The 18,024-nt window shown below is 40.2% G+C and carries 21 protein-coding genes and 1 pseudogene; 18 read left to right on the top strand and 4 right to left on the bottom strand.

The features are described from left to right. Positions 1 to 185: 185 nt before the first annotated feature. From IM322_RS08615 to psb34, 11 genes are all read left to right on the top strand, one after another. A complete protein-coding gene (locus IM322_RS08615) occupies positions 186 to 380 on the top strand; it encodes a type II toxin-antitoxin system HicA family toxin (RefSeq protein WP_287676925.1) in 195 nt (64 codons plus the stop codon). Next, a complete protein-coding gene (locus IM322_RS08610; protein WP_287676923.1) occupies positions 377 to 634 on the top strand; it encodes a type II toxin-antitoxin system HicB family antitoxin in 258 nt (85 codons plus the stop codon). Before IM322_RS08615 ends, IM322_RS08610 begins: the two co-directional genes overlap by 4 nt. 183 nt (positions 635 to 817) lie before the next feature. After that, positions 818 to 955 (top strand): hypothetical protein, encoded by a 138-nt coding sequence (locus IM322_RS08605; RefSeq protein WP_287076256.1) that lies wholly within the window; start codon positions 818 to 820, stop codon positions 953 to 955. A 98-nt stretch (positions 956 to 1,053) separates the two neighbouring features. Next, positions 1,054 to 1,563 carry a hypothetical protein gene (locus IM322_RS08600; RefSeq protein WP_286825510.1) on the top strand — a complete coding sequence of 170 codons (510 nt, stop codon included), beginning with the start codon at positions 1,054 to 1,056 and terminating at the stop codon, positions 1,561 to 1,563. A 71-nt stretch (positions 1,564 to 1,634) separates the two neighbouring features. Continuing rightward, the gene (locus tag IM322_RS08595; protein ID WP_286825511.1) at positions 1,635 to 2,414 is read left to right on the top strand and encodes a photosystem II electron transport protein, Sll1252 family; all 780 of its coding nucleotides are present in this window, start codon (positions 1,635 to 1,637) and stop codon (positions 2,412 to 2,414) included. A gap of 43 nt (positions 2,415 to 2,457) precedes the next feature. Then, a complete protein-coding gene (locus IM322_RS08590) occupies positions 2,458 to 4,506 on the top strand; it encodes a DNA phosphorothioation-associated putative methyltransferase (RefSeq protein ID WP_287676919.1) in 2,049 nt (682 codons plus the stop codon). A 34-nt stretch (positions 4,507 to 4,540) separates the two neighbouring features. Then, on the top strand, positions 4,541 to 5,167 hold the full coding sequence (locus IM322_RS08585) for a Uma2 family endonuclease (RefSeq protein ID WP_286825513.1): 627 nt from the start codon (positions 4,541 to 4,543) through the stop codon (positions 5,165 to 5,167). Positions 5,168 to 5,183: 16 nt separating this feature from the next. Next, on the top strand, positions 5,184 to 6,497 hold the full coding sequence (locus IM322_RS08580; protein ID WP_287676915.1) for a dolichyl-phosphate-mannose--protein mannosyltransferase: 1,314 nt from the start codon (positions 5,184 to 5,186) through the stop codon (positions 6,495 to 6,497). Between the two features lie 61 nt (positions 6,498 to 6,558). After that, a complete protein-coding gene (gene trpS / locus IM322_RS08575; RefSeq protein ID WP_287676912.1) occupies positions 6,559 to 7,569 on the top strand; it encodes a tryptophan--tRNA ligase in 1,011 nt (336 codons plus the stop codon). Between the two features lie 236 nt (positions 7,570 to 7,805). Continuing rightward, positions 7,806 to 8,855, top strand: coding sequence for a DNA-methyltransferase (locus tag IM322_RS08570; protein ID WP_287676910.1), 1,050 nt, complete (start codon positions 7,806 to 7,808; stop codon positions 8,853 to 8,855). A 232-nt stretch (positions 8,856 to 9,087) separates the two neighbouring features. Continuing rightward, positions 9,088 to 9,267 carry a photosystem II assembly protein Psb34 gene (gene psb34 / locus IM322_RS08565; protein ID WP_024969104.1) on the top strand — a complete coding sequence of 60 codons (180 nt, stop codon included), beginning with the start codon at positions 9,088 to 9,090 and terminating at the stop codon, positions 9,265 to 9,267. 74 nt (positions 9,268 to 9,341) lie between these two features. Here the strand turns inward: psb34 and IM322_RS08560 are convergent, their stop codons facing one another. Beyond that, entirely contained in the window at positions 9,342 to 10,124 is a 783-nt protein-coding gene (locus IM322_RS08560; protein WP_287676907.1) for a tetratricopeptide repeat protein, read from the bottom strand. A gap of 62 nt (positions 10,125 to 10,186) precedes the next feature. Between IM322_RS08560 and psbP the strand changes: the two genes are divergently transcribed. The 4 genes from psbP to ureG all read left to right on the top strand — a co-directional run bounded on the left by psbP (position 10,187) and on the right by ureG (position 12,919). After that, the gene (gene psbP, locus IM322_RS08555; protein ID WP_190358493.1) at positions 10,187 to 10,735 is read left to right on the top strand and encodes a photosystem II reaction center PsbP; all 549 of its coding nucleotides are present in this window, start codon (positions 10,187 to 10,189) and stop codon (positions 10,733 to 10,735) included. A 309-nt stretch (positions 10,736 to 11,044) separates the two neighbouring features. Further along, on the top strand, positions 11,045 to 11,434 hold the full coding sequence (locus tag IM322_RS08550) for a hypothetical protein (RefSeq protein WP_287676904.1): 390 nt from the start codon (positions 11,045 to 11,047) through the stop codon (positions 11,432 to 11,434). A gap of 128 nt (positions 11,435 to 11,562) precedes the next feature. Then, the gene (locus IM322_RS08545) at positions 11,563 to 12,150 is read left to right on the top strand and encodes a Maf family protein (RefSeq protein WP_012265567.1); all 588 of its coding nucleotides are present in this window, start codon (positions 11,563 to 11,565) and stop codon (positions 12,148 to 12,150) included. A gap of 175 nt (positions 12,151 to 12,325) precedes the next feature. Then, positions 12,326 to 12,919, top strand: a complete 594-nt coding sequence (gene ureG, locus IM322_RS08540; RefSeq protein WP_002792251.1) for an urease accessory protein UreG — start codon at positions 12,326 to 12,328, stop codon at positions 12,917 to 12,919. 10 nt (positions 12,920 to 12,929) lie between these two features. Here ureG and IM322_RS08535 read toward each other — a convergent pair whose 3' ends face one another. From IM322_RS08535 to IM322_RS08525, 3 genes are all read right to left on the bottom strand, one after another. After that, positions 12,930 to 13,655, bottom strand: coding sequence for a WecB/TagA/CpsF family glycosyltransferase (locus tag IM322_RS08535; protein WP_287676926.1), 726 nt, complete (start codon positions 13,653 to 13,655; stop codon positions 12,930 to 12,932). 15 nt (positions 13,656 to 13,670) lie between these two features. Continuing rightward, complete coding sequence (locus IM322_RS08530; RefSeq protein WP_287676901.1) at positions 13,671 to 15,098, bottom strand: ABC transporter substrate-binding protein; 1,428 nt, start codon at positions 15,096 to 15,098, stop codon at positions 13,671 to 13,673. A 192-nt stretch (positions 15,099 to 15,290) separates the two neighbouring features. Further along, positions 15,291 to 16,892 (bottom strand): B12-binding domain-containing radical SAM protein, encoded by a 1,602-nt coding sequence (locus IM322_RS08525; protein WP_287676898.1) that lies wholly within the window; start codon positions 16,890 to 16,892, stop codon positions 15,291 to 15,293. Between the two features lie 396 nt (positions 16,893 to 17,288). Between IM322_RS08525 and IM322_RS08520 the strand changes: the two genes are divergently transcribed. The 3 genes and pseudogenes from IM322_RS08520 to IM322_RS08510 all read left to right on the top strand — a co-directional run. Beyond that, positions 17,289 to 17,465, top strand: coding sequence for a DUF4089 domain-containing protein (locus IM322_RS08520; protein ID WP_002740449.1), 177 nt, complete (start codon positions 17,289 to 17,291; stop codon positions 17,463 to 17,465). Next, positions 17,462 to 17,749, top strand: a pseudogene (locus tag IM322_RS08515) (amidase family protein); the annotation flags it as partial. The gene IM322_RS08520 and the pseudogene IM322_RS08515, both read left to right, overlap by 4 nt. A 57-nt stretch (positions 17,750 to 17,806) precedes the next feature. Then, positions 17,807 to 18,024, top strand: a 218-nt coding sequence (locus IM322_RS08510; protein ID WP_287713174.1) for a helix-turn-helix domain-containing protein, incomplete at its 3' end; no start/stop codon positions are given.

Below are 18,024 nucleotides of genomic sequence, written 5' to 3'. Positions count from 1 at the left end.
GTCAGTCTGTAGAGCGACCATAAGACCAGAACAGAGTAAATCTGTTAAGGCAGGTGCGAAACCCCGCAAGGGAAAGAAGCAGAAACCTAAATCGTGAGGTTTGGGAATCACCGTCCGTTTACGGCGGTGAGGATGTCAAAATCTACAATCAAGTACTCGATGGGCGGAGACAAGGGAGGGGATGATTGAAAGTTCGTGATGTACTCAAACGATTAGAAGCTGATGGTTGGTATCAGATGCGAATGCGCGGGAGCCATCGTATCCTTGCCCATGAAACAAAGCCAGGAATCGTGGTTGTTCCTGGCAAGCCTGGGGACGACATACCCAAAGGAACATTAGGATCGATTTGGAAACAAGCTCAATTGGAGGATCAACCATGAAAGAGTATGCCGTCATTTACGAACAAGGCGAAACAAACTGGGGCGCAATGGTTCCCGACTTGCCCGGTTGCGTGAGTATTGGAGATACCTTTGAAGAGGTTCAGGAAAATATTAAAGAAGCGATTAAACTTTACCTTGAAGTTTTGCAAGAACGCGGGGAAACCATTCCAGAACCCACAACTAAAGTCGGATTGGTTGGAGTCGCTGCAGGAGGGTTCTTGCCGACTACCCAAAAACTGCTGGGGTTTCACTGAAGAAGAACAAGGGCGACCCAATCAGCTACGATTGACAGGGCAATCGCACGGGTTGTCTTGCTCTTTTTTCTCACAAATTTAATTTTCGCACAGGTCTATTCCTGAAGACTAGCTATCATTGCTGGAACTCTAACCTATTTTTTAGTTTTTACGTCAGGAGTGAATCGGGATAAGATTAAAATAATGACACAAGTGAGTCAAGCTTTACAGTCTGATGCCAATGGTAATAATCCGAAAAAACTTCTTGTTAATAATGATAATTGGACTATCTCCCTTGATCTTTATGGTCAATTATTGCCAGAAATCACCAAAATAAAATAATTTCTTCCCATCCCCTTTAATATTTTCTCGATCGAGCGGCTTTTCAGTCCCCAAAATCCTTACAATAGGAGATGAAGATAGCCGAAAAGTTGGAGAATATGAATTATCTCATTGCCGTGTTAGCTGATCGCATACAAGCAGAAGAAGCTGCCGTTGCCCTCGAAAAAGCGGGAATTCCCCAATCTCAAGTGACCATTCTGGGTCGCGGCTATAAAAGTGCCGATGAGTTCGGTTTGATCGATCCCTTTCAACAGGCCAAAAAACGGGCTACTCTCATGGCTTTTTGGCTAATTCCCTTCGGTTTTGCCGGTGGCTACCTTTTTAACCTGATTACGGGATTGCATACCTTTGATTGGGCCGGAGAACCGGGGAATCATATTGTTGGCGGCATTGCTGGGGCGATTGGGGGGGCAATGGGCAGTATTTTCGTCGGTGGTGGCGTGGGTTTATCGTCCGGCAGTGGCGATGCACTTCCCTATCGCAATCGTCTCGGCGCCGGAAAATATATTATTGTCGTGCAGGGTTCCGAAAACTTGAAAAATCAAGCGACTCTTATCCTCCGTCAATTTAACCCCGAAAATCTGCAAGGATACGCCCTAGAACAGTGAACGGTTATCGGGAATAAGTTATCGGTCATTTGATTTTTTCCTAAGAATTTTTGATTAATTACCACAAAACAATGTCACCAAGAGAAGAATTACTAAAGGGTGTCGAGAATCGCGAGGAGATAGCGAAAGTTATTGATAAAGCCGAACAAGCGATCAAGACTTGGGAAGTGACGGTGACAGACTTTCTTTCTCCCGCGGTTTTAGCGGAAGTAGAACGGGTTTTTCAGCGTTTAACCGATGTGTCAATGCAAAAATGGGGCGGTTATCCCCAAGCAGAAAGACAGCGCCTCGGTATTGCTAGAGTTGATCTACCTTTGACAGTAACAGATATTCCCCTATCTGCCCTTGATATTGCCGGTAATTTTCTTTTTGATACCGCTAACCACCGGGATTTTTTAGGGGCGATGTTAGGGACGGGTATCGTCCGGGAAAAAGTCGGCGATATAATCGTTTTAGGTGAGCGAGGAGCGCAGGCAATTGTAGTGCCTGAATTGGCAGATTTTTTATGTGCTAATTTACTACAAGTGCGTTCAGTTCCCGTGAAAACTAGCCCGATTCCTTTGACGGAATTAAAAGTTAGACCACCGCAAAAAAAAGAAATTAATACTGTGGAAGCTTCCTTGCGTTTAGATGCGATCGCCTCGGCGGGTTTTGGCATTTCTCGCAGTAAAATGGCCGAAGCAATTAGCGCTGGGGATGTGCGAGTTAACTGGAAAGATATCAGCCAATCTAGTTATAACGTTAAAACCGGTGATTTGATTTCTTTTCGGGGAAAAGGTCGTCTAGAAGTGGGTGAGGTTACTATGACAAAAAAAGAGCGCTATCGGGTTCATTTAACTAGATTTATTTAGTTTTTTCTGTCTCTAGAATTTGTTATTAGACAGATTAATTGCCATGACTGAGAATTTCACCGTAATCGTGCAACTGTGTCAAGTTAGTCCCATCGGTAAACTATTACCGGGGGCGCTTTATGTTCATCGAGAGGCATTACATCAACTTGATCCTATCCTCCAGAATTACGAACAAAAAGGAAGAATTAATCAGCATTTATCTGAGGCAACAATAATTAAATTTAGCACCGATAAACCGAAAATATCCTATCTTTTTTATCCCGATTTTGATCGGGAACCTCACCCAGCTTTAACTAAAAGTTTAGTGGTAGATATGGGGACATTAATCTTAAGTGAATGGAATTATCAAAATGCCGATAATCCGCCCATTTTACACCGAAAAGAAACTTTTGTTACTAGGGACTATCCCCTTTATCAAGAATTCGATCATCTCACAAAAATCGAGAGTGCTTTAGGACTTTTAAACAGTTCTTATCCCATCGGTACTAAACAGGAATGGCAACGGCTTTTAAGAAAGCATAACCTTGATTTTGCAGGAGATTATTTAGTTTGTAATCTAGAGGGACAAAAGGAAAAATCGATAATAATTGATCGCCACAAAGCCGCTCTTGTTCGCAAAACCCTTTCTCGTCCGACAAGATTAGCATTAGCGGCGGGATTATTCCTTCCTGAAACCACTTTTTTTGATTACGGTTGTGGTTATGGAGGTGATATAGAACGCATAGCCGAACAGGGTTATCAAAGTGAAGGTTGGGATCCTTATTATCGTCCCGATAGTCCTTTAATTGAATCTGATATTGTTAATTTAGGCTATGTAATTAATGTTATTGAATCCGCCGAAGAACGGCAGGAAGCCTTATTAAAAGCTTGGCAACTAACCCGTCAAGTTTTAATTGTTTCAGCACAGATTCTAATTGATGATAGCGAACGGGGTTTAATGGCTTATGAAGATGGAATTATAACCCGTCGTAATACCTTTCAAAAATACTATCAACAGGAAGAACTAAAACAGTATATTGATAGCACTTTGGGGGTTGATTCTATTCCGATAACTTTGGGAGTTTATCTAGTTTTTCGAGAGGAAGAAAAAGCGGAAGCTTTTCGTTTATCCAGATGGCGTTCCCGCGCTACCACTCCTAAAATTAAAACCCATCTCAAATGCTTTGAAGATTACGAAGATCTATTAACTCCCCTGATGGAATTTTACACCCAGCAGGGACGTTTACCCGTCGCGGGTGAATTATTACAAGAGGAAGAAATTAAGGCAGAATTTGGCACTTTTAGACGAGCTTTTCAAGTGATTTTACAAGTAACAGAAGCGGAAGAATGGGAGATAATTGCCGATAAAAGACGCGCCGATCTTTTACTTTATTTAGCTTTAAGTCAATTTAGCCACTGTCCGAAAGTACGGGAATTATCCCCCGCTACCCGTGCCGATTTTAAAGCTTTATTTGGCAGTTATCGCAATGCTTGCGCTTTAGCAGAAGAAGTGTTAATAAGTGCGGGAAATTTGGTAGCGATCGCTCGTACTTGTGAAAATAGTTCTTTAGGCAAACTTTCCCGTTATTCCCTAACTATTCATATTAGCATTCTGGAAAAATTACCGATGTTATTACGCTTATATGAAGGTTGTGCTAGTCAAACTATCGGACGGTTAGAAAATGCTAATGTTATTCGTTTATCCTTTCGTCAACCCAAAATTTCCTATCTTTATTACCCCAATTTTGATACAGAAATCCATCCGATTTTAGCTACTAGCATGGATGTATATTTAGGTTCGGCTGATTTTAGTTTTCGCGATTATCGGGATAGTCCTAATCCGCCAATTCTACACGAAAAAGAGCTTTTAGTAACGGCTGATTATCCTAACTATGATAAATTGCTTCAGTTAACTAAATTAGAAAAGGATTGGGGATTGTTAGAAGATAGAAAAGCGATCGAACGTTTACAGGGTTGGCAAAAATGTTTAGAGGATCATTGTGCTACAATCAAAGGCTATCAGATCCTGTGGCGAAAAGATGCTGATCCCTATAAAGTTAAGATTTTACGCGCTAAAATTCAGACCAGAAGAAATCAAAATAAGTCTTGCTGAGTAATTAAGTCAAATAGACGAGGTAATTAATTTTATGATGACTACGATTCGGTTACAAGGATTAGAAGGTTTCGAGTTAAAAGCTAATGATCCTGAACAAAGAATGTTAATTTCTGGGGTTAATTGGCAACAGTACGAAACCCTCTTAAAACATTTAGAAGATAGTTCGAGTTATCGCATCACTTACTTAGATGGAATGGTAGAAATTATGGCTCCTAGTCGTCGTCATGAAGTTAGCAAAAAAAATATCGGTAGATTGGTAGAAGTTTATTTAGAATATGCTGAAATTGATTTCTGGGGATTAGGTTCCACCACTTTGCGAAAACAGGAAAAAGAAGCGGGAAAAGAACCAGATGAATGTTTTTGTTTATTCACAGAAAAAGAGTTTCCTGATTTGGCGATCGAAATAATTTTAACCAGTGGCAGCCTGAAAGTTTTAGAAGTTTATAAAAGATTGGGAACTCAAGAGGTTTGGTTTTGGCAAGATAATCAGTTAAAAATCTATTCTTTGCAAGAGAATGGCGAATATATTTTAATCCCTAAAAGTGCTTTATTACCGGATTTAAATTTAGAATTATTAGCCGAATATGTCAACCATCCTAATCCCCGTCTTGCTGTCAAAGAATTTCGCTCGCAGTTACCAGAAAATTCCCAGTTATAATAACTATTGTCTTTCCATGAATTCTCAAGTCAAATTTAACCTATCTATCCTAGCAATATTTTTATTTTCTCTGGCGATAAGATTCTGGAATCTCAGTCAATTTAATACTCTTGTTTTCGATGAAGTTTATTATGCTAAATACGGCAATGAATATCTAATCGGTAAAGAATTTTTCCAGTCTCATCCACCGTTAAGTCAATATTTAATTGCTATTAGTATCTGGATTGGTTCCCATTTTCCTGCCGATCCTGAAACCATTAATAATTTAACTGGTTCCCCGCGCTCAACTTTTAGTTATCGCTGGTTAAATGCTTTCACTGGTTCTTTTATTCCCCTAATTATTGGCGCAATTGCTTATCAATTAACCCAGAGAAAAACTGTATTTTTAATCACAACTTTCCTCGCCAGTTTAGACGGATTATTTCTGGTGGAATCCCGCTATGCTCTCAATAATATTTACTTAATTTTATTCGGTTTGTCTGGACAATTATTTTTTTTATTAGCGCTCCAGAAAAATCAAAAACTCAATTGGCTATTATTATCAGGAGTTTGTTTCGGTTTAGCGGCAAATATTAAATGGAATGGCTTAGGATTTTTACTGGGAATATTTATTTTTATCGCTATTGCTTGGTTAATAAAATTATTGAATCAAGAGCAGTCAAAAGATAATCTTTGGACAAAGGCAACTAACCTGAGATTAGAGTACATTTTTATCGCCTTAATTGTCTTTCCCCTAGTCACCTATAGTTTGCTGTGGATACCGCATCTTCTCGTCAACCATCAATATAATTTTTGGCAAGTACATCAAGAAATTTGGTCATTTCATCAGAAAATAAAAGGTAATCAATCTGATGTCCATCCCTATTGTTCTCCCTGGTATAGTTGGTTAGTAATGGGGCGACCTGTGGCTTATTATTTTGAGAGAGTAGGTGATAAAATTTATGATGTTCACGCGATGGGAAATCCGTTTTTATGGTGGTTTTCTACGGGAGCAATTCTAGTGGTTTTTAGTCGCTTATTCAAACGAAAAGAGCGAGTAATTTCCGCCTATCTTATCTGTAACTATATTGCTAATCTGCTGCCCTGGTTAAAAATTAGTCGCTGTACCTTTCTCTATCATTATATGGCTGCCTATAGCTTCACTTTGATTGCCCTAGCTTGGCTCTTAGCCGATGGTTTAGAAAGTTCCAGTCCTATTTATCAAAATTGCTCGCGCTCCCTCACAATTTTGATAATTTTTGCCTTTATCCATTGGCTACCAATTTATTTAGGCATTCCCCTGTCAGTGCGGGATTATTATCTGAGAATGATTTTTCCCAATTGGATTTAGGATGAAATTAGCCCCAAAAACTGATACAATGAAATCATGATAAAAAGCGATCGCATGAGTTATGGGTAAACAAAGAATCTTATCTGGTGTGCAGCCAACCGGCAATTTACATTTAGGCAATTATCTCGGTGCGATCCGCAATTGGGTGGAGGGACAAAAAGACTACGATAATTTCTTTTGTGTGGTCGATTTACACGCGATCACCGTTCCCCATAATCCCGCAACTCTTGCGGAGGATACTTTAGCAATTGCCGCTTTATATTTAGCCTGCGGAATTGATTTAGAATATGCGACTATCTTTGTCCAATCCCACGTTAAAGCTCATACAGAATTAACTTGGTTATTGAATTGCATCACCCCTTTAAATTGGTTAACCGATATGATTCAATTTAAAGAAAAAGCGATTAAACAGGGGGAAAATGTTGGCACAGGTTTACTCGATTATCCCGTGCTGATGGCTGCCGATATCCTACTCTACGATGCCGATAAAGTACCCGTGGGAGAAGATCAAAAACAACATTTAGAATTAACTCGCGATATAGCCGTTAGAATTAATCATCTTTTTGGGCAACCGAAACAACCAATTTTAAAACTCCCCGATCCAATGATCCGCAAAGAAGGAGCGCGGGTTATGAGTTTAACCGATGGCCGAAATAAAATGTCTAAATCCGATCCTTCCGAGATGAGTCGGATTAATATTCTCGATAGTCCCGATGTCATTGCTAAGAAAATTAAACGCTGTAAAACCGATCTAGTTAAGGGTTTAACTTTCGATGATCCAGAACGTCCCGAATGCCATAATTTATTAACTCTCTATAGCATTTTATCGGGAAAAAGTCAAGAGGTAGTCGGGGTAGAATGTGCCGATTTAGGTTGGGGACAATTTAAGCCGATGTTAACAGAAGTCACCATAGAATCTCTGAAACCTATTCAGGAAAAATACGCCGAAATTAGAGAGGATAAAGATTATTTAGCCACGGTTTTACGACAAGGTCGTCTCAAAGCAGAAGCGGTAGCCAATCAAACTCTCGATCGAGTCAAAAATGCCATGGGTTATTTACCACCATTTTAGAGACAATTTTCGGGTGCATCTCATAATTATCAATCTACTCAGTTGAGATTTTTCAAGGAAAACTCGCTGCTTTATCAGTCAATCTTTAACTCTTGGTGGGGTTCTACCCCCCCAATCCAGGGTAAGGGAAGGAGAATGATTACAAGAGTTATTAAATTAAGCACAACTCCGGTGATATTTTGCTAAAATAAGGGCATAATTAAAACTATCAAAATACTTACCTGTCCTTTGAGATTATGGTTGTAGAGTCCCAGAAGAAACAAAAAAAACTATCGTCTAGGGAAGATGAGTCTCGTCCAATTGCCAATAAGGAACAAAACTCTTATCTAGCAGAGGGAATTGTTGATCATCAATCAACTCAGATTGCTCCTTCCTCCTTACTACAGCCATTTTCTTCAGAGTTAGAAAAAGATAGAGCCAACAAATTTAATTTTCTTAAAGAAATTCTGGTTAGTCATCTTGGTCAACCTTTTTACTCGGACAACGGCTTTATTCTTTATCAAGGAGATGCCACAGACTTTTTGTCTAAACTATCTCATAGTGACATAAAAATTGACCTCACTGTTACATCACCACCTTATAATATTGGCAAAGAATATGAACGAGTTCTTTCAATCAATGACTATGTTGATTGGTGTGCTAATTGGCTGGGGCAAATTTATCAGATCACTCAAGATAACGGTGCTTTTTGGCTAAATGTTGGTTATTTAGAAGTACCAGAAAAGGGATTATGTGTTCCGATTCCCTATCTTCTTTGGGATAAGTCTCCCTTTTATCTTTTACAAGAAATTGTCTGGAAATATGGGGCAGGTGTTTCTACAAAAAATCGTCTTAGTCCTCGCAATGAAAAATGGCTCTTTTATCTAAAAAATTGCCAAGAATATACTTTTAACTTAGATAATATTCGTGACCCTAACGTTAAGTATCCCAATCAAAAGAAAAATGGTAAATATCGTTGTAATCCCCTCGGTAAAAATCCTTCTGATGTGTGGGAAGTTCCTAAAGTCACTACAGGAGAAAAGCGCAGTTCTAAGGAAAGAACAGGACATCCCGCACAATTTCCTTTAGCAATTGTCGAGAGAATTATACAAGCTTCATCTAACCCCGTAGAAATAATTCTTGATCCCTTTGCTGGTTCTTGTTCTACAGGAATAGCGGCCTTGGGATTAGGAAGAATTTTTGTGGGTTTTGAAATTCGACAAGACTATTGCGAGATAGCTGCAGAGAGATTTAAAAGATTTAAAAAAGAAAGAAGCAATACTTATATTCAAGGATCATTATTATAGTATTAAAAACGGATTTGGTATGATTGACTTTTTTTAACTTGTTTTCGCAGTTTCAATCAGGGGAAATGCGATCGCCCATAAAAGTAGCAGACTCCAGCAGTTACCCCAAGACTAAGAATTGTTATCCCCGCCGGAATTCCAAACATCCCCGACTCACTTACTAAAAATATGTTGTACTATTGTAATAAGAGGATTTTTTTCCTTAAAAATTGTCATATTTGAGGTTTTGATTATGCCTTATACAAACGAAGAAGGTGGACGCTTAAATAATTTCGCCGCCGAACCGAAAGTTTATCAAGCGGCTCCCCCCACTAAATCGCAACAACGTAATTATCTTTTCTGGGGCGTTGCTGCGATCACACTTGTGGGTGGACTGTTAGCCGTCGCTTTTTACGCATCTCAAGCTGGCTAAAATTTAGTCCCTCGTAGTTGCGATTTAGCCCCTTTCACTCCTCTTTACCGCTAATATCACAACTACTCCCTATTTTAAGGCTTTTGACCCTGAATTAATGCCACTGCTGACTGAGACTTAGCCGCAGTCCCCTGTTTACCCTGAGATAACGCTAGACGGGCCGCTTCCTCTAAATCAGCGATCGCTTTTTCCCTGTTTCCCAATTTATAATAGGTCAAACCCCGATTGTGGTACGCTTCGGCAAAATTAGCATTAATTTTCAGACTCTCATTATAGTCCCTTAAAGCCATTTCCTGCTGTCCGGCTCGGTTATAGGCCAGGGCGCGATTATAGAAAATGCGATCCTGTCCTCTAGTTCCCTGTAAACTCAAAGCTTTTGTGTAATCCTCGATCGCTTCTAGGTGTCTTCCCAAGTCATCCTTGGCATTACCGCGATAAATAAAGAAATCAGCAAAATTTCCGTTTAAAGCGAGCGCTTTTGTGCAATCTTCCACCGCTGCCTCGTATTTTTTCGTCAGATAATGCACATAACAACGATTACCGAGAGCGTTAACATAATTGGGGTTGATTGTCAAGGCCTGGGTATAATCTGCGATCGCTCGCTCGTACTGGCCGAGAACTAATTCCGCGTAGCCGCGATTATAATAAGCATCGGCATCCTTCGGCTCTAATTGTAGAGCTTGAGTAAAATCTGCGATCGCCCCTGAGTAATCCCCTGCGGTTAAACGATCCACACCCCGATTATAAAATTCTACAGCCTTCACGGGGTTAGCGGTAGTTTGAGAGACTAGGGGAGAGATAGTCAGTAAAAAAGTGGCTATAGCCATAATAATTGTCAATTTTTTCTTAATTTTCATAATCCGTTCACCTAAACAATTCAAGGTAAAATTAAACAGCCCTAATCACAGGTCAAAATATCATGATTAAATCTCTTTTGGCGACTTTCCTCCTAATTACCACCCTCCTCTTAACTGGTTGTGCAACTCCCATCGCTGGACTGCAAGGATATACCAGTGGCAGCCAAGGCTATCAATTTTTATATCCTAAGGGTTGGACGCAAGTGGATGTGAAAAAGGTTGCGGGAGTAGATGTGGTTTTTCATGACCTGATCGAAACTAGCGAAAATTTAAGCGTTATTATCAACCCCGTCCCCGACAATAAAACCTTAACAGATTTAGGGACACCCTCGGAAGTTGGCTATCGTCTCCTGAAAAATAACAGTCTTAACCCCAATCTCGATAAGGAAGTAGAATTAATTCGCTCAGAATCCCATCAAATCGACGGTCAAGATTATTATATCCTCGAATATCAAGTTAAATTAGCCAACGGCCAAGAACGTCATAATCTGGCCAGCGTCACGGTTAATAATAATAAACTCTATTCTTTTAATCTTTCCACTTCCCAAAAACGTTGGACGCAAATTCAAGAACTCTTTGAAACTATCGTTGATTCTTTCTCGGTTAGTTAGGGAAATAGGCAATAGGCAATAGTAAAATGTAGTAAAATGTAGGGTGCGTTAGACGGCAAAAATTCCTGTTTTGACTTAAAGGTAAAAATCCGTCGTAACGCACCACCTATCATCAACTAGGTAGCCGGTTACAATTAAAGATAAAATACTTACTTAATCAGTAATCAGTAAACAGTGAAAAGACAGTAGGAAACTTCTATTTAATACTGTCACTTAAAACTCAAATCTAATAACTGGTAACTGATCACTGGTAACTGATCACTGGTAACTGATCACTGGTAACTGATAACTGATAACTGATAACTGAATATGAGTAACTCGGAAGAAAATAGACTAGATAGACTCGAATCTCTTGCGGAAAACACCCTAACAGAACTACGGGAGATTCAATCAGGACTACAGGAGATTAAATTAGGACTACAGGAAACCAATCAGGGATTAAAAGAAACTAGAGCGATCGCTAATTCTAACGCTAAATCGATCGAAGCGTTAACTAATAGTCTTGCTGAGTCTAAAAAAGAATGGGAAAAAGACAGACGGGGACTTGATCAACTCCTAGGACAATTAACTCGATCAAGGTCAGATTTTTATGAGGTTCAGTCAGATTTTTACAATCGATTTGACAATGAAGAAAAACAATCCCGCATGGTTGAGATTTTAGATCGTTATTTCCCCCCCGAAAATCCTGCCAATTCTTAGCAGAAATAGCTAAAAACCTGATAACTGATGTTGGGTTACGGCAAATAGATAAATTAATAATTAAGTCTAATAATTTGTCATTGCCTAACCCACCCTACCTAACTTTTTTACTTTTTCCTTTAAAACTTATGTCAATTCCCTTGATTCTTGCTTCCGCTTCTCCTGCGCGCAAAAAACTTTTACAAATGGTGGGAATCGATCCGATTGTGCGGGTAAGTAACTTTGATGAATCCACAATTAATGCTGATGATACTCTCCATCTTGTCCAAACTTTAGCCCAATGTAAAGCGCAAACGATCGCCCCTAAATTTGATACAGGATTAATTCTTGGTTGCGATTCCGTCTTAGAAGTAGCGGGGGAAGTCTATGGCAAACCCAAGGATAAATCAGAAGCGATCGAGCGTTGGCAAAAAATGCGCGGTCAGGTGGGTACACTCTATACAGGTCATGCTTTAATCGATCGAGTTAATAATCAAACTTTGACTCGTTGTGGGATCACTAAAGTTCACTTTGCCAATATCAGTGATGAAACAATTATTGCCTACGTTGACACCGAAGAACCCCTCAAATGTGCCGGCTGTTTTGCCCTAGAAGGAAAGGGGGGTCTATTCGTGGAAAGATTAGAGGGATGTCACAGTAATGTTATCGGTTTAAGTTTGCCCCTATTTAGGCAGATGTTAACGGATTTTGGCTACCAAATCACTGACTTTTGGTGATCTTTTTGTCGATGATTTCCCCAAATTTATTGACAAAAAGGCTTGACAAATTCTCAGATTTGCGTTAACCTTTTATTATAATGGGAATCCGTGTCGCCCTGCGAACCCCTCTTTTTTCTATCCGATAGCCCCAAAATTTTTAACCCTTTCCTTTTCACTTTTTCCCGAAAAAACTATGTCTTGCTTGCGCGTGGGAATTGCCGGTCCGGTGGGTTCAGGAAAAACAGCCCTGCTCGATGCCCTGTGTAAAAATTTGCGGGATCAATATCCGATCGCCGTAGTCACCAATGACATTTATACTCAAGAAGATGCCCAATTTTTAGTGAGATCGCAAGCTTTAGCCCCGGAAAGAATTTTAGGAGTAGAAACGGGAGGATGTCCCCATACAGCTATTCGCGAGGATGCCTCAATTAACTTAGTTGCCATTGAACAGTTAGAGAGAAAATTTGCTAACTTAAAGTTAATTTTTCTGGAAAGTGGTGGCGACAATTTAGCGGCAACCTTTAGCCCCGAATTAGTAGATTTAACCATCTATGTAATTGACGTGGCAGCCGGAGATAAAATCCCTCGCAAAGGGGGACCTGGTATCACCAAATCGGATTTATTGGTAATCAATAAAATAGATTTAGCCCCGATGGTGGGGGCAGATTTAGGGGTGATGGATAGAGATGCCAAAAAAATGCGCGGGGATAAACCCTTTATCTTCACCAACTTGAAAACACGGGAAGGATTAGAGCGAGTGATTGCCTTTATTGAAAAGAATTTATAATAAACTATTACTAGGAATAAAAAAGAGAGCGCCAGAAAAATTTAGGTAAAGCTAACATTCTTTTCCAGCGCCAAGGTTCCTGATAAAGTCGGTATAACCACTCTAAATTATTGTCACAGAAAAAGCGAGGGGCGCGGATTTTTGTACCGGACCAGATATCAAAACTACCCCCCACACCTACCCAGATAGCTTGGGGACAGAGATAGCGATGTTCCCTAATCCAATATTCTTGTCGGGGTACTCCCAAACCAACTAAAATTAACCGCGGTTGTTGATCTTTTAACACCTCAATCCAATCGGACATTTCCGCGGAGGATAGATAACCATGGTTAGCCAGAATGCGGATATTAGGTATCTTTTTTTGCCAATTACTTGCCGCTTTTTCAGTAATCCCCGGGTTACCACCAAAAAAAGCAATAGGAAAACTCTCTCCCTGCATTCCTAACTCAGTAATTAAGGATTCTGATAATTCAATACCGGGGCAGCGGGTTTGTTTTTTACCCCTTAATTTTAAGTAAATGACAATCCCCGCGCCGTCGGGAATAACTAAATCTGCTTCCCGAATAACTTGGGCAACTTTAGCATCATTTTCCCCTAACATGGCCATTTCTGCATTAAGAGTGACAACGTGGGAACCAAAACCTTGATAGACGCGATCAATTAACCAACGACTGTAGTTATCGAGAAGATGAACTGGTAAACCGAGAACTGAATATTTAGGGGGAGTTTCTAGCATATAAGTCATCTTGATTTAGTTGTCATTTGATCGAGAAATTGGCACAAAATCCACCCCAAAACTAGAACGAGAACCGGGTTGAACTACCACTAATTGCACGGATTGATTGCGATCGCCAGATGGTAAAAATCGCACTGGATTAGTTGCCCCAGGCACAGAAAAATTACTGCTTCTTAACGCCTGTTGAACTCCCTCTCGGCTAGATTCTGCCTTAATTCCAGCGATTAAAGCCTGGGTAGCGTCATAGGCGGTAGCAGTGCGCCAATTGACGTCTCCTTGCCACAATTGGCGGGAATTATTGACAAAAGGACTATTCGGATTAGCCCCTAAATGCCAAGCGACAGCGACAATCATGCCAAGGGCATTTTTTCCGCCTACATCCAGAGTTTTGGGGCTATAAACGTCATCACCCGCCACAATCGGTAATTTTTGACCATTGATTTGAACCACCTGCAAAGCCTCATCTAGGGTACCACTATCCCCAAGAAGGGCGATTAGATTTGCTCCCTCCTGTTGAGCTTGTTGGAGGCTTTTAGAAGGGGTAAAAGTCAGGGAAGATAGATCAAATTCACTCACCACTTGACCTCCTCCTAATCCTAAAGCGGTGATAAATTCAGATTTTAGGGATTGACTATAATTACTTTGGGAGTTAAAAAATACCACTGCCTTGACGTTAGGAATTTTTTGTAAGCTAGATTCAGCTAATGCCCGTGCCGCCACAAAATCACTGGGAACAGAACGAAAGATATAGTCACCAAAATTGGAGAGTTTAACTGAGGTACTGATGGGGGAAATCATTACTAATCCTGCTTTTTGATAGATAGCAGCTGCGGCTAAAGAGGTATCACTGCTAGTGTGTCCTACTACTCCTAAAATGCTGTTATCAGCCGCTAATTTTTGGGCAATTTGAGCGGCAATTTCGGGATTATCAGCATCATCAGCAATGAGAACTTTTAAAGGAATGCCATTAATTCCTCCAGTTTGATTGATTTGATTTTGAGATTGGGCAACTCCTCGTAAAACTTCTAGGGCGGTGTTGACATTGCTCCCAATTGGCACGGAAACGGCGATAGTATTGGACTTAGCTTGACCAATACGGGCGTTATTTAAGTAGATGAGAGCTTCGGGATCATTTTGATTAGTTTGCAGGGATTTTTCTAGGAGGTAAACTGCTTGCTGAAAGTCGCCTTTCCCGATCGCCTGTATGGCAGCTTGTTTGTCAGAAGAAGCCCCTTCAACTATTAATAATTTTTCCCCTTGACTAAATTTTGCTTGTGCCGATACCGATTTTTGCTCTGGTGATATTTTCTCGATTTCAGAAAGATTGGTTGGGTTATTTTTTCCTTGAAAACGATTGTATAACCACCAACTACCTACCCCAAAAAATATTAGGGTAATCAGCAGGGCTAAAAGGAGGGGAACTGTATCATTTTTCTGGCTCATGGGCTGATCAGCTAAGATTAAATTAATGGTTTAATCGAGATTTATAGTTAATAAAAGTAACATTCTTGGGCTTTTAATAGGCTAATTAAAGTCTGAATTGCACCACTACCAGATCTACCCTGATAGAATACCTCATTTTGGGTCTGATAGTCAAGACATTGTTTAAATGCGTCTTAGCTTATTAGCGATACTTTACCTTTTTGTTTGGGAATCTTCTAAATGTTTTACTAAAACATTTGAGGATAAAGGACCGTGTAAATGACTCCAGGGTAAAACCTGTTCTAAACGCCATTGCTGATGGACGTAATAATCTAGAGGGGGAATTTGTCCTTTTAGTTCCTTAAAAGCCCGTTTATAACTGCCTAAAGAATCACCGTAACCACGGGTTAATTCTAACAGGGAAGTTAAGCGGCGATCACCTCTAGATAAGAGGGCTTGAATTACTGACCAATTATAACTCTCTGGTCGAAATTCTATGCCCTGTTTACCTAATTGTTTCTCTAGATATTTTAATCTTTTTTCGGCCATTTTATTAACTCCAAACCACTGAAAAGGAGTATGGGATTTAGGCACAAAGGTGCTGCAACCGAAAGAGATTCGCAATCCAGAGGCGGCTTTTTTTAAGGCTATTAACATTTCCACAGTTGCCGCAATATCTTCGGTTTCTTCTCCCGGTATTCCCACCATACCATAGAGTTTTATCCCTTTTAAACCGCCCGCTTTAGCATTAATGGCAGCTTGGATAATTTCATCATTGGCTAACTTTTTGTTGATAATTTCTCGCAGGCGATCGGAACCACTTTCTACGGCAATAGTAATTGATTTGGTGTCTCTTTGGGATAAAATTCTGGCTAATTTTTCCGTGACTGTATTAGTTCTAACTGAGGCGATCGAGAGTCTAACTCCCTCAAATTGTGGTTGAAAAAGATAATCAAGTAAGGTTTCAAATTCAGGATGTTGACTGACGGAAGCCCCTAATAAACCAAGGCGATCGGTCACTTTTAAACCTTTTTCAATGGCGGGAATTAAAGATTCTAAACTAGCGGTACGAAAGGGTAAAGTTAGATAACTAGCTAAACAAAAACGGCACATTTCTGGACAACTTCGCACCACCTCTACCATATAAATATTCTCCCATGCCGCTTGTTTTGTTACCACCGTAGAAGCAGCAAGAGTGTTACTGCGATAGGTTTGTTTACTAACAAAGGCAGCCACATTATTATCTATGGGTAGAATTGCTGTAATTTCACCTTCAGGACTATCATAATTAACGGTATATAAACTAGGAACATATACCCCCGGAACCTGGGACAAATGACGGAGTTTTGTCGGGCGATCGGCGTTTCTAACCTCTTGATAGGCATTAATAAAATCAGCAATTAAATTTTCACCATCTCCCAATAAAATTACATCAAAAAAAGCGGCAAAAGGTTCGGGATTGGCGGTTAAAACTGGTCCCCCTCCAAAAATTATCGCTTGCCGATCTTGCCGTTGATGACTGTGACAAGGAATTTCTAAAGATTCTAACAGCGAGAGGATATTAACATAGTCTAATTCCCAAGAAAAGGAAAAGCCGACTAATTCGGGATAACGGGGTAAAGATTCTTGAAAATCCGTAAATAAACGACTAACTTGTATATCCGATCGCAGGGCTAAAGTTGCCCAAACAATTTGATAACCTAAACTGGTTATACCCAGGGAATACTGATTAGGGAAAGCAAAAATAGTTCTCAGGGCATCACTGTTAGGTATTGCGGGAGTAAAGAGTAGTTTTTCGTCTTGTAAGATGGTCATTTCAGTTATCAGTTATCAGTTATCAGTTATCAGTTATCAGGTATCAGAACGTAGGTTGGGTTGAAGCATGAAACCCAACGCCTGCTCATGTTACGAAGTGCGCTAACCCATCCTACAAATAATTGTGCCTCCCTACTTATAAGTTTAATTTAAATCCGGAGGTGAAGGAGGGGAAAATATCTCAATATACAGTTCTATGAACATATCTAAGGTTATGATCCTGGGGATTCGGTGGTCAGGAACAAATTCAAGTTATACTTCCTCCCTAGGGATAGCTATTGTATTTACAGGAGATTTTCTCTTATATCCTAGCAGCTTAACTAGGTGTCGATTTTATTCCTGAGCGCCGCTTTCAAGCAACTCTTTATCTCCTTCACCCCAGCCGGAACGAAATCTATGAATAACCCGGAAGAATACGTTATAATCATGGCGAAAATCCTAGATTTAACCATTCCCGATCGCTATTTAAATTCTGTGGTTGAAAACTGGCAACGCTTGCAAGAAATCGCCAGTTTAGTGACAGAATTTCCCTTAGAGGATGACGGGGAAAGCGCCCTCAGCTTTGAACCATGACTATTTCTGTGAGCAATTTAGCTCGATCGAGCCAAAATCGTCAAACTAGCGCCTTAGAAGTTATTAGCCAGACTTTGGCAGTGATAGAGGCAAAAAACCCCCATTTAAATTGCTTTACCGACATTTTACACCCCAGAGCGCTCGCTCAAGCCCAAAAAATTGATCTAGCGATCGCTAATGGGGAACCCGTCGGTGTCTTAGCAGGAGTCCCCTTCGCCGTCAAAAATCTCTTTGATATCGAGGGAATCATCGAAAATTTTGGGTCTGAAACCCCGTCGTTTCACGACGGCTTTACCGTTAAATACTAGCGCATTTACCAAATATATGCTAAAATGTGAGACATGGAAAAAGCCTACTCGTTCCGATTTTACCCAACACCAGAACAAGAGTCGCTATTGCGGCGCACTTTGGGCTGTGTAAGATTGGTTTACAATAAGGCACTCCATCTCAGAACACAAGCATGGTATGAAAGACAAGAAAGAGTAGGATATGCTGAAACTTCTTCAATGCTAACCGATTGGAAAAAGCAAGAAGAATTAGACTTTCTCAATGAAGTAAG

The sequence above is a fragment of the Microcystis sp. M109S1 genome (assembly GCF_020247025.1).
Taxonomy (GTDB): domain Bacteria; phylum Cyanobacteriota; class Cyanobacteriia; order Cyanobacteriales; family Microcystaceae; genus Microcystis.
Note: the sequence above shows the minus strand (reverse complement) of the source record. Positions and strands in the feature narration are given on the sequence as shown.

Excerpts from the sequence above, each read along its gene's own strand:
- IM322_RS08610 (WP_287676923.1), top strand. The coding sequence starts at position 377 with ATGAAAGAGTATGCCGTCATTTACGAACAAGGCGAAACAAACTGGGGC.
- IM322_RS08605 (WP_287076256.1), top strand. The coding sequence starts at position 818 with ATGACACAAGTGAGTCAAGCTTTACAGTCTGATGCCAATGGTAATAAT.
- IM322_RS08600 (WP_286825510.1), top strand. The coding sequence starts at position 1,054 with ATGAATTATCTCATTGCCGTGTTAGCTGATCGCATACAAGCAGAAGAA.
- IM322_RS08595 (WP_286825511.1), top strand. The coding sequence starts at position 1,635 with ATGTCACCAAGAGAAGAATTACTAAAGGGTGTCGAGAATCGCGAGGAG.
- IM322_RS08590 (WP_287676919.1), top strand. The coding sequence starts at position 2,458 with ATGACTGAGAATTTCACCGTAATCGTGCAACTGTGTCAAGTTAGTCCC.
- IM322_RS08585 (WP_286825513.1), top strand. The coding sequence starts at position 4,541 with ATGATGACTACGATTCGGTTACAAGGATTAGAAGGTTTCGAGTTAAAA.
- IM322_RS08580 (WP_287676915.1), top strand. The coding sequence starts at position 5,184 with ATGAATTCTCAAGTCAAATTTAACCTATCTATCCTAGCAATATTTTTA.
- trpS (WP_287676912.1), top strand. The coding sequence starts at position 6,559 with ATGGGTAAACAAAGAATCTTATCTGGTGTGCAGCCAACCGGCAATTTA.
- IM322_RS08570 (WP_287676910.1), top strand. The coding sequence starts at position 7,806 with ATGGTTGTAGAGTCCCAGAAGAAACAAAAAAAACTATCGTCTAGGGAA.
- psb34 (WP_024969104.1), top strand. The coding sequence starts at position 9,088 with ATGCCTTATACAAACGAAGAAGGTGGACGCTTAAATAATTTCGCCGCC.
- IM322_RS08560 (WP_287676907.1), bottom strand. The coding sequence starts at position 10,124 with ATGAAAATTAAGAAAAAATTGACAATTATTATGGCTATAGCCACTTTT.
- psbP (WP_190358493.1), top strand. The coding sequence starts at position 10,187 with ATGATTAAATCTCTTTTGGCGACTTTCCTCCTAATTACCACCCTCCTC.
- IM322_RS08550 (WP_287676904.1), top strand. The coding sequence starts at position 11,045 with ATGAGTAACTCGGAAGAAAATAGACTAGATAGACTCGAATCTCTTGCG.
- IM322_RS08545 (WP_012265567.1), top strand. The coding sequence starts at position 11,563 with ATGTCAATTCCCTTGATTCTTGCTTCCGCTTCTCCTGCGCGCAAAAAA.
- ureG (WP_002792251.1), top strand. The coding sequence starts at position 12,326 with ATGTCTTGCTTGCGCGTGGGAATTGCCGGTCCGGTGGGTTCAGGAAAA.
- IM322_RS08535 (WP_287676926.1), bottom strand. The coding sequence starts at position 13,655 with ATGCTAGAAACTCCCCCTAAATATTCAGTTCTCGGTTTACCAGTTCAT.
- IM322_RS08530 (WP_287676901.1), bottom strand. The coding sequence starts at position 15,098 with ATGAGCCAGAAAAATGATACAGTTCCCCTCCTTTTAGCCCTGCTGATT.
- IM322_RS08525 (WP_287676898.1), bottom strand. The coding sequence starts at position 16,892 with ATGACCATCTTACAAGACGAAAAACTACTCTTTACTCCCGCAATACCT.
- IM322_RS08520 (WP_002740449.1), top strand. The coding sequence starts at position 17,289 with ATGAATAACCCGGAAGAATACGTTATAATCATGGCGAAAATCCTAGAT.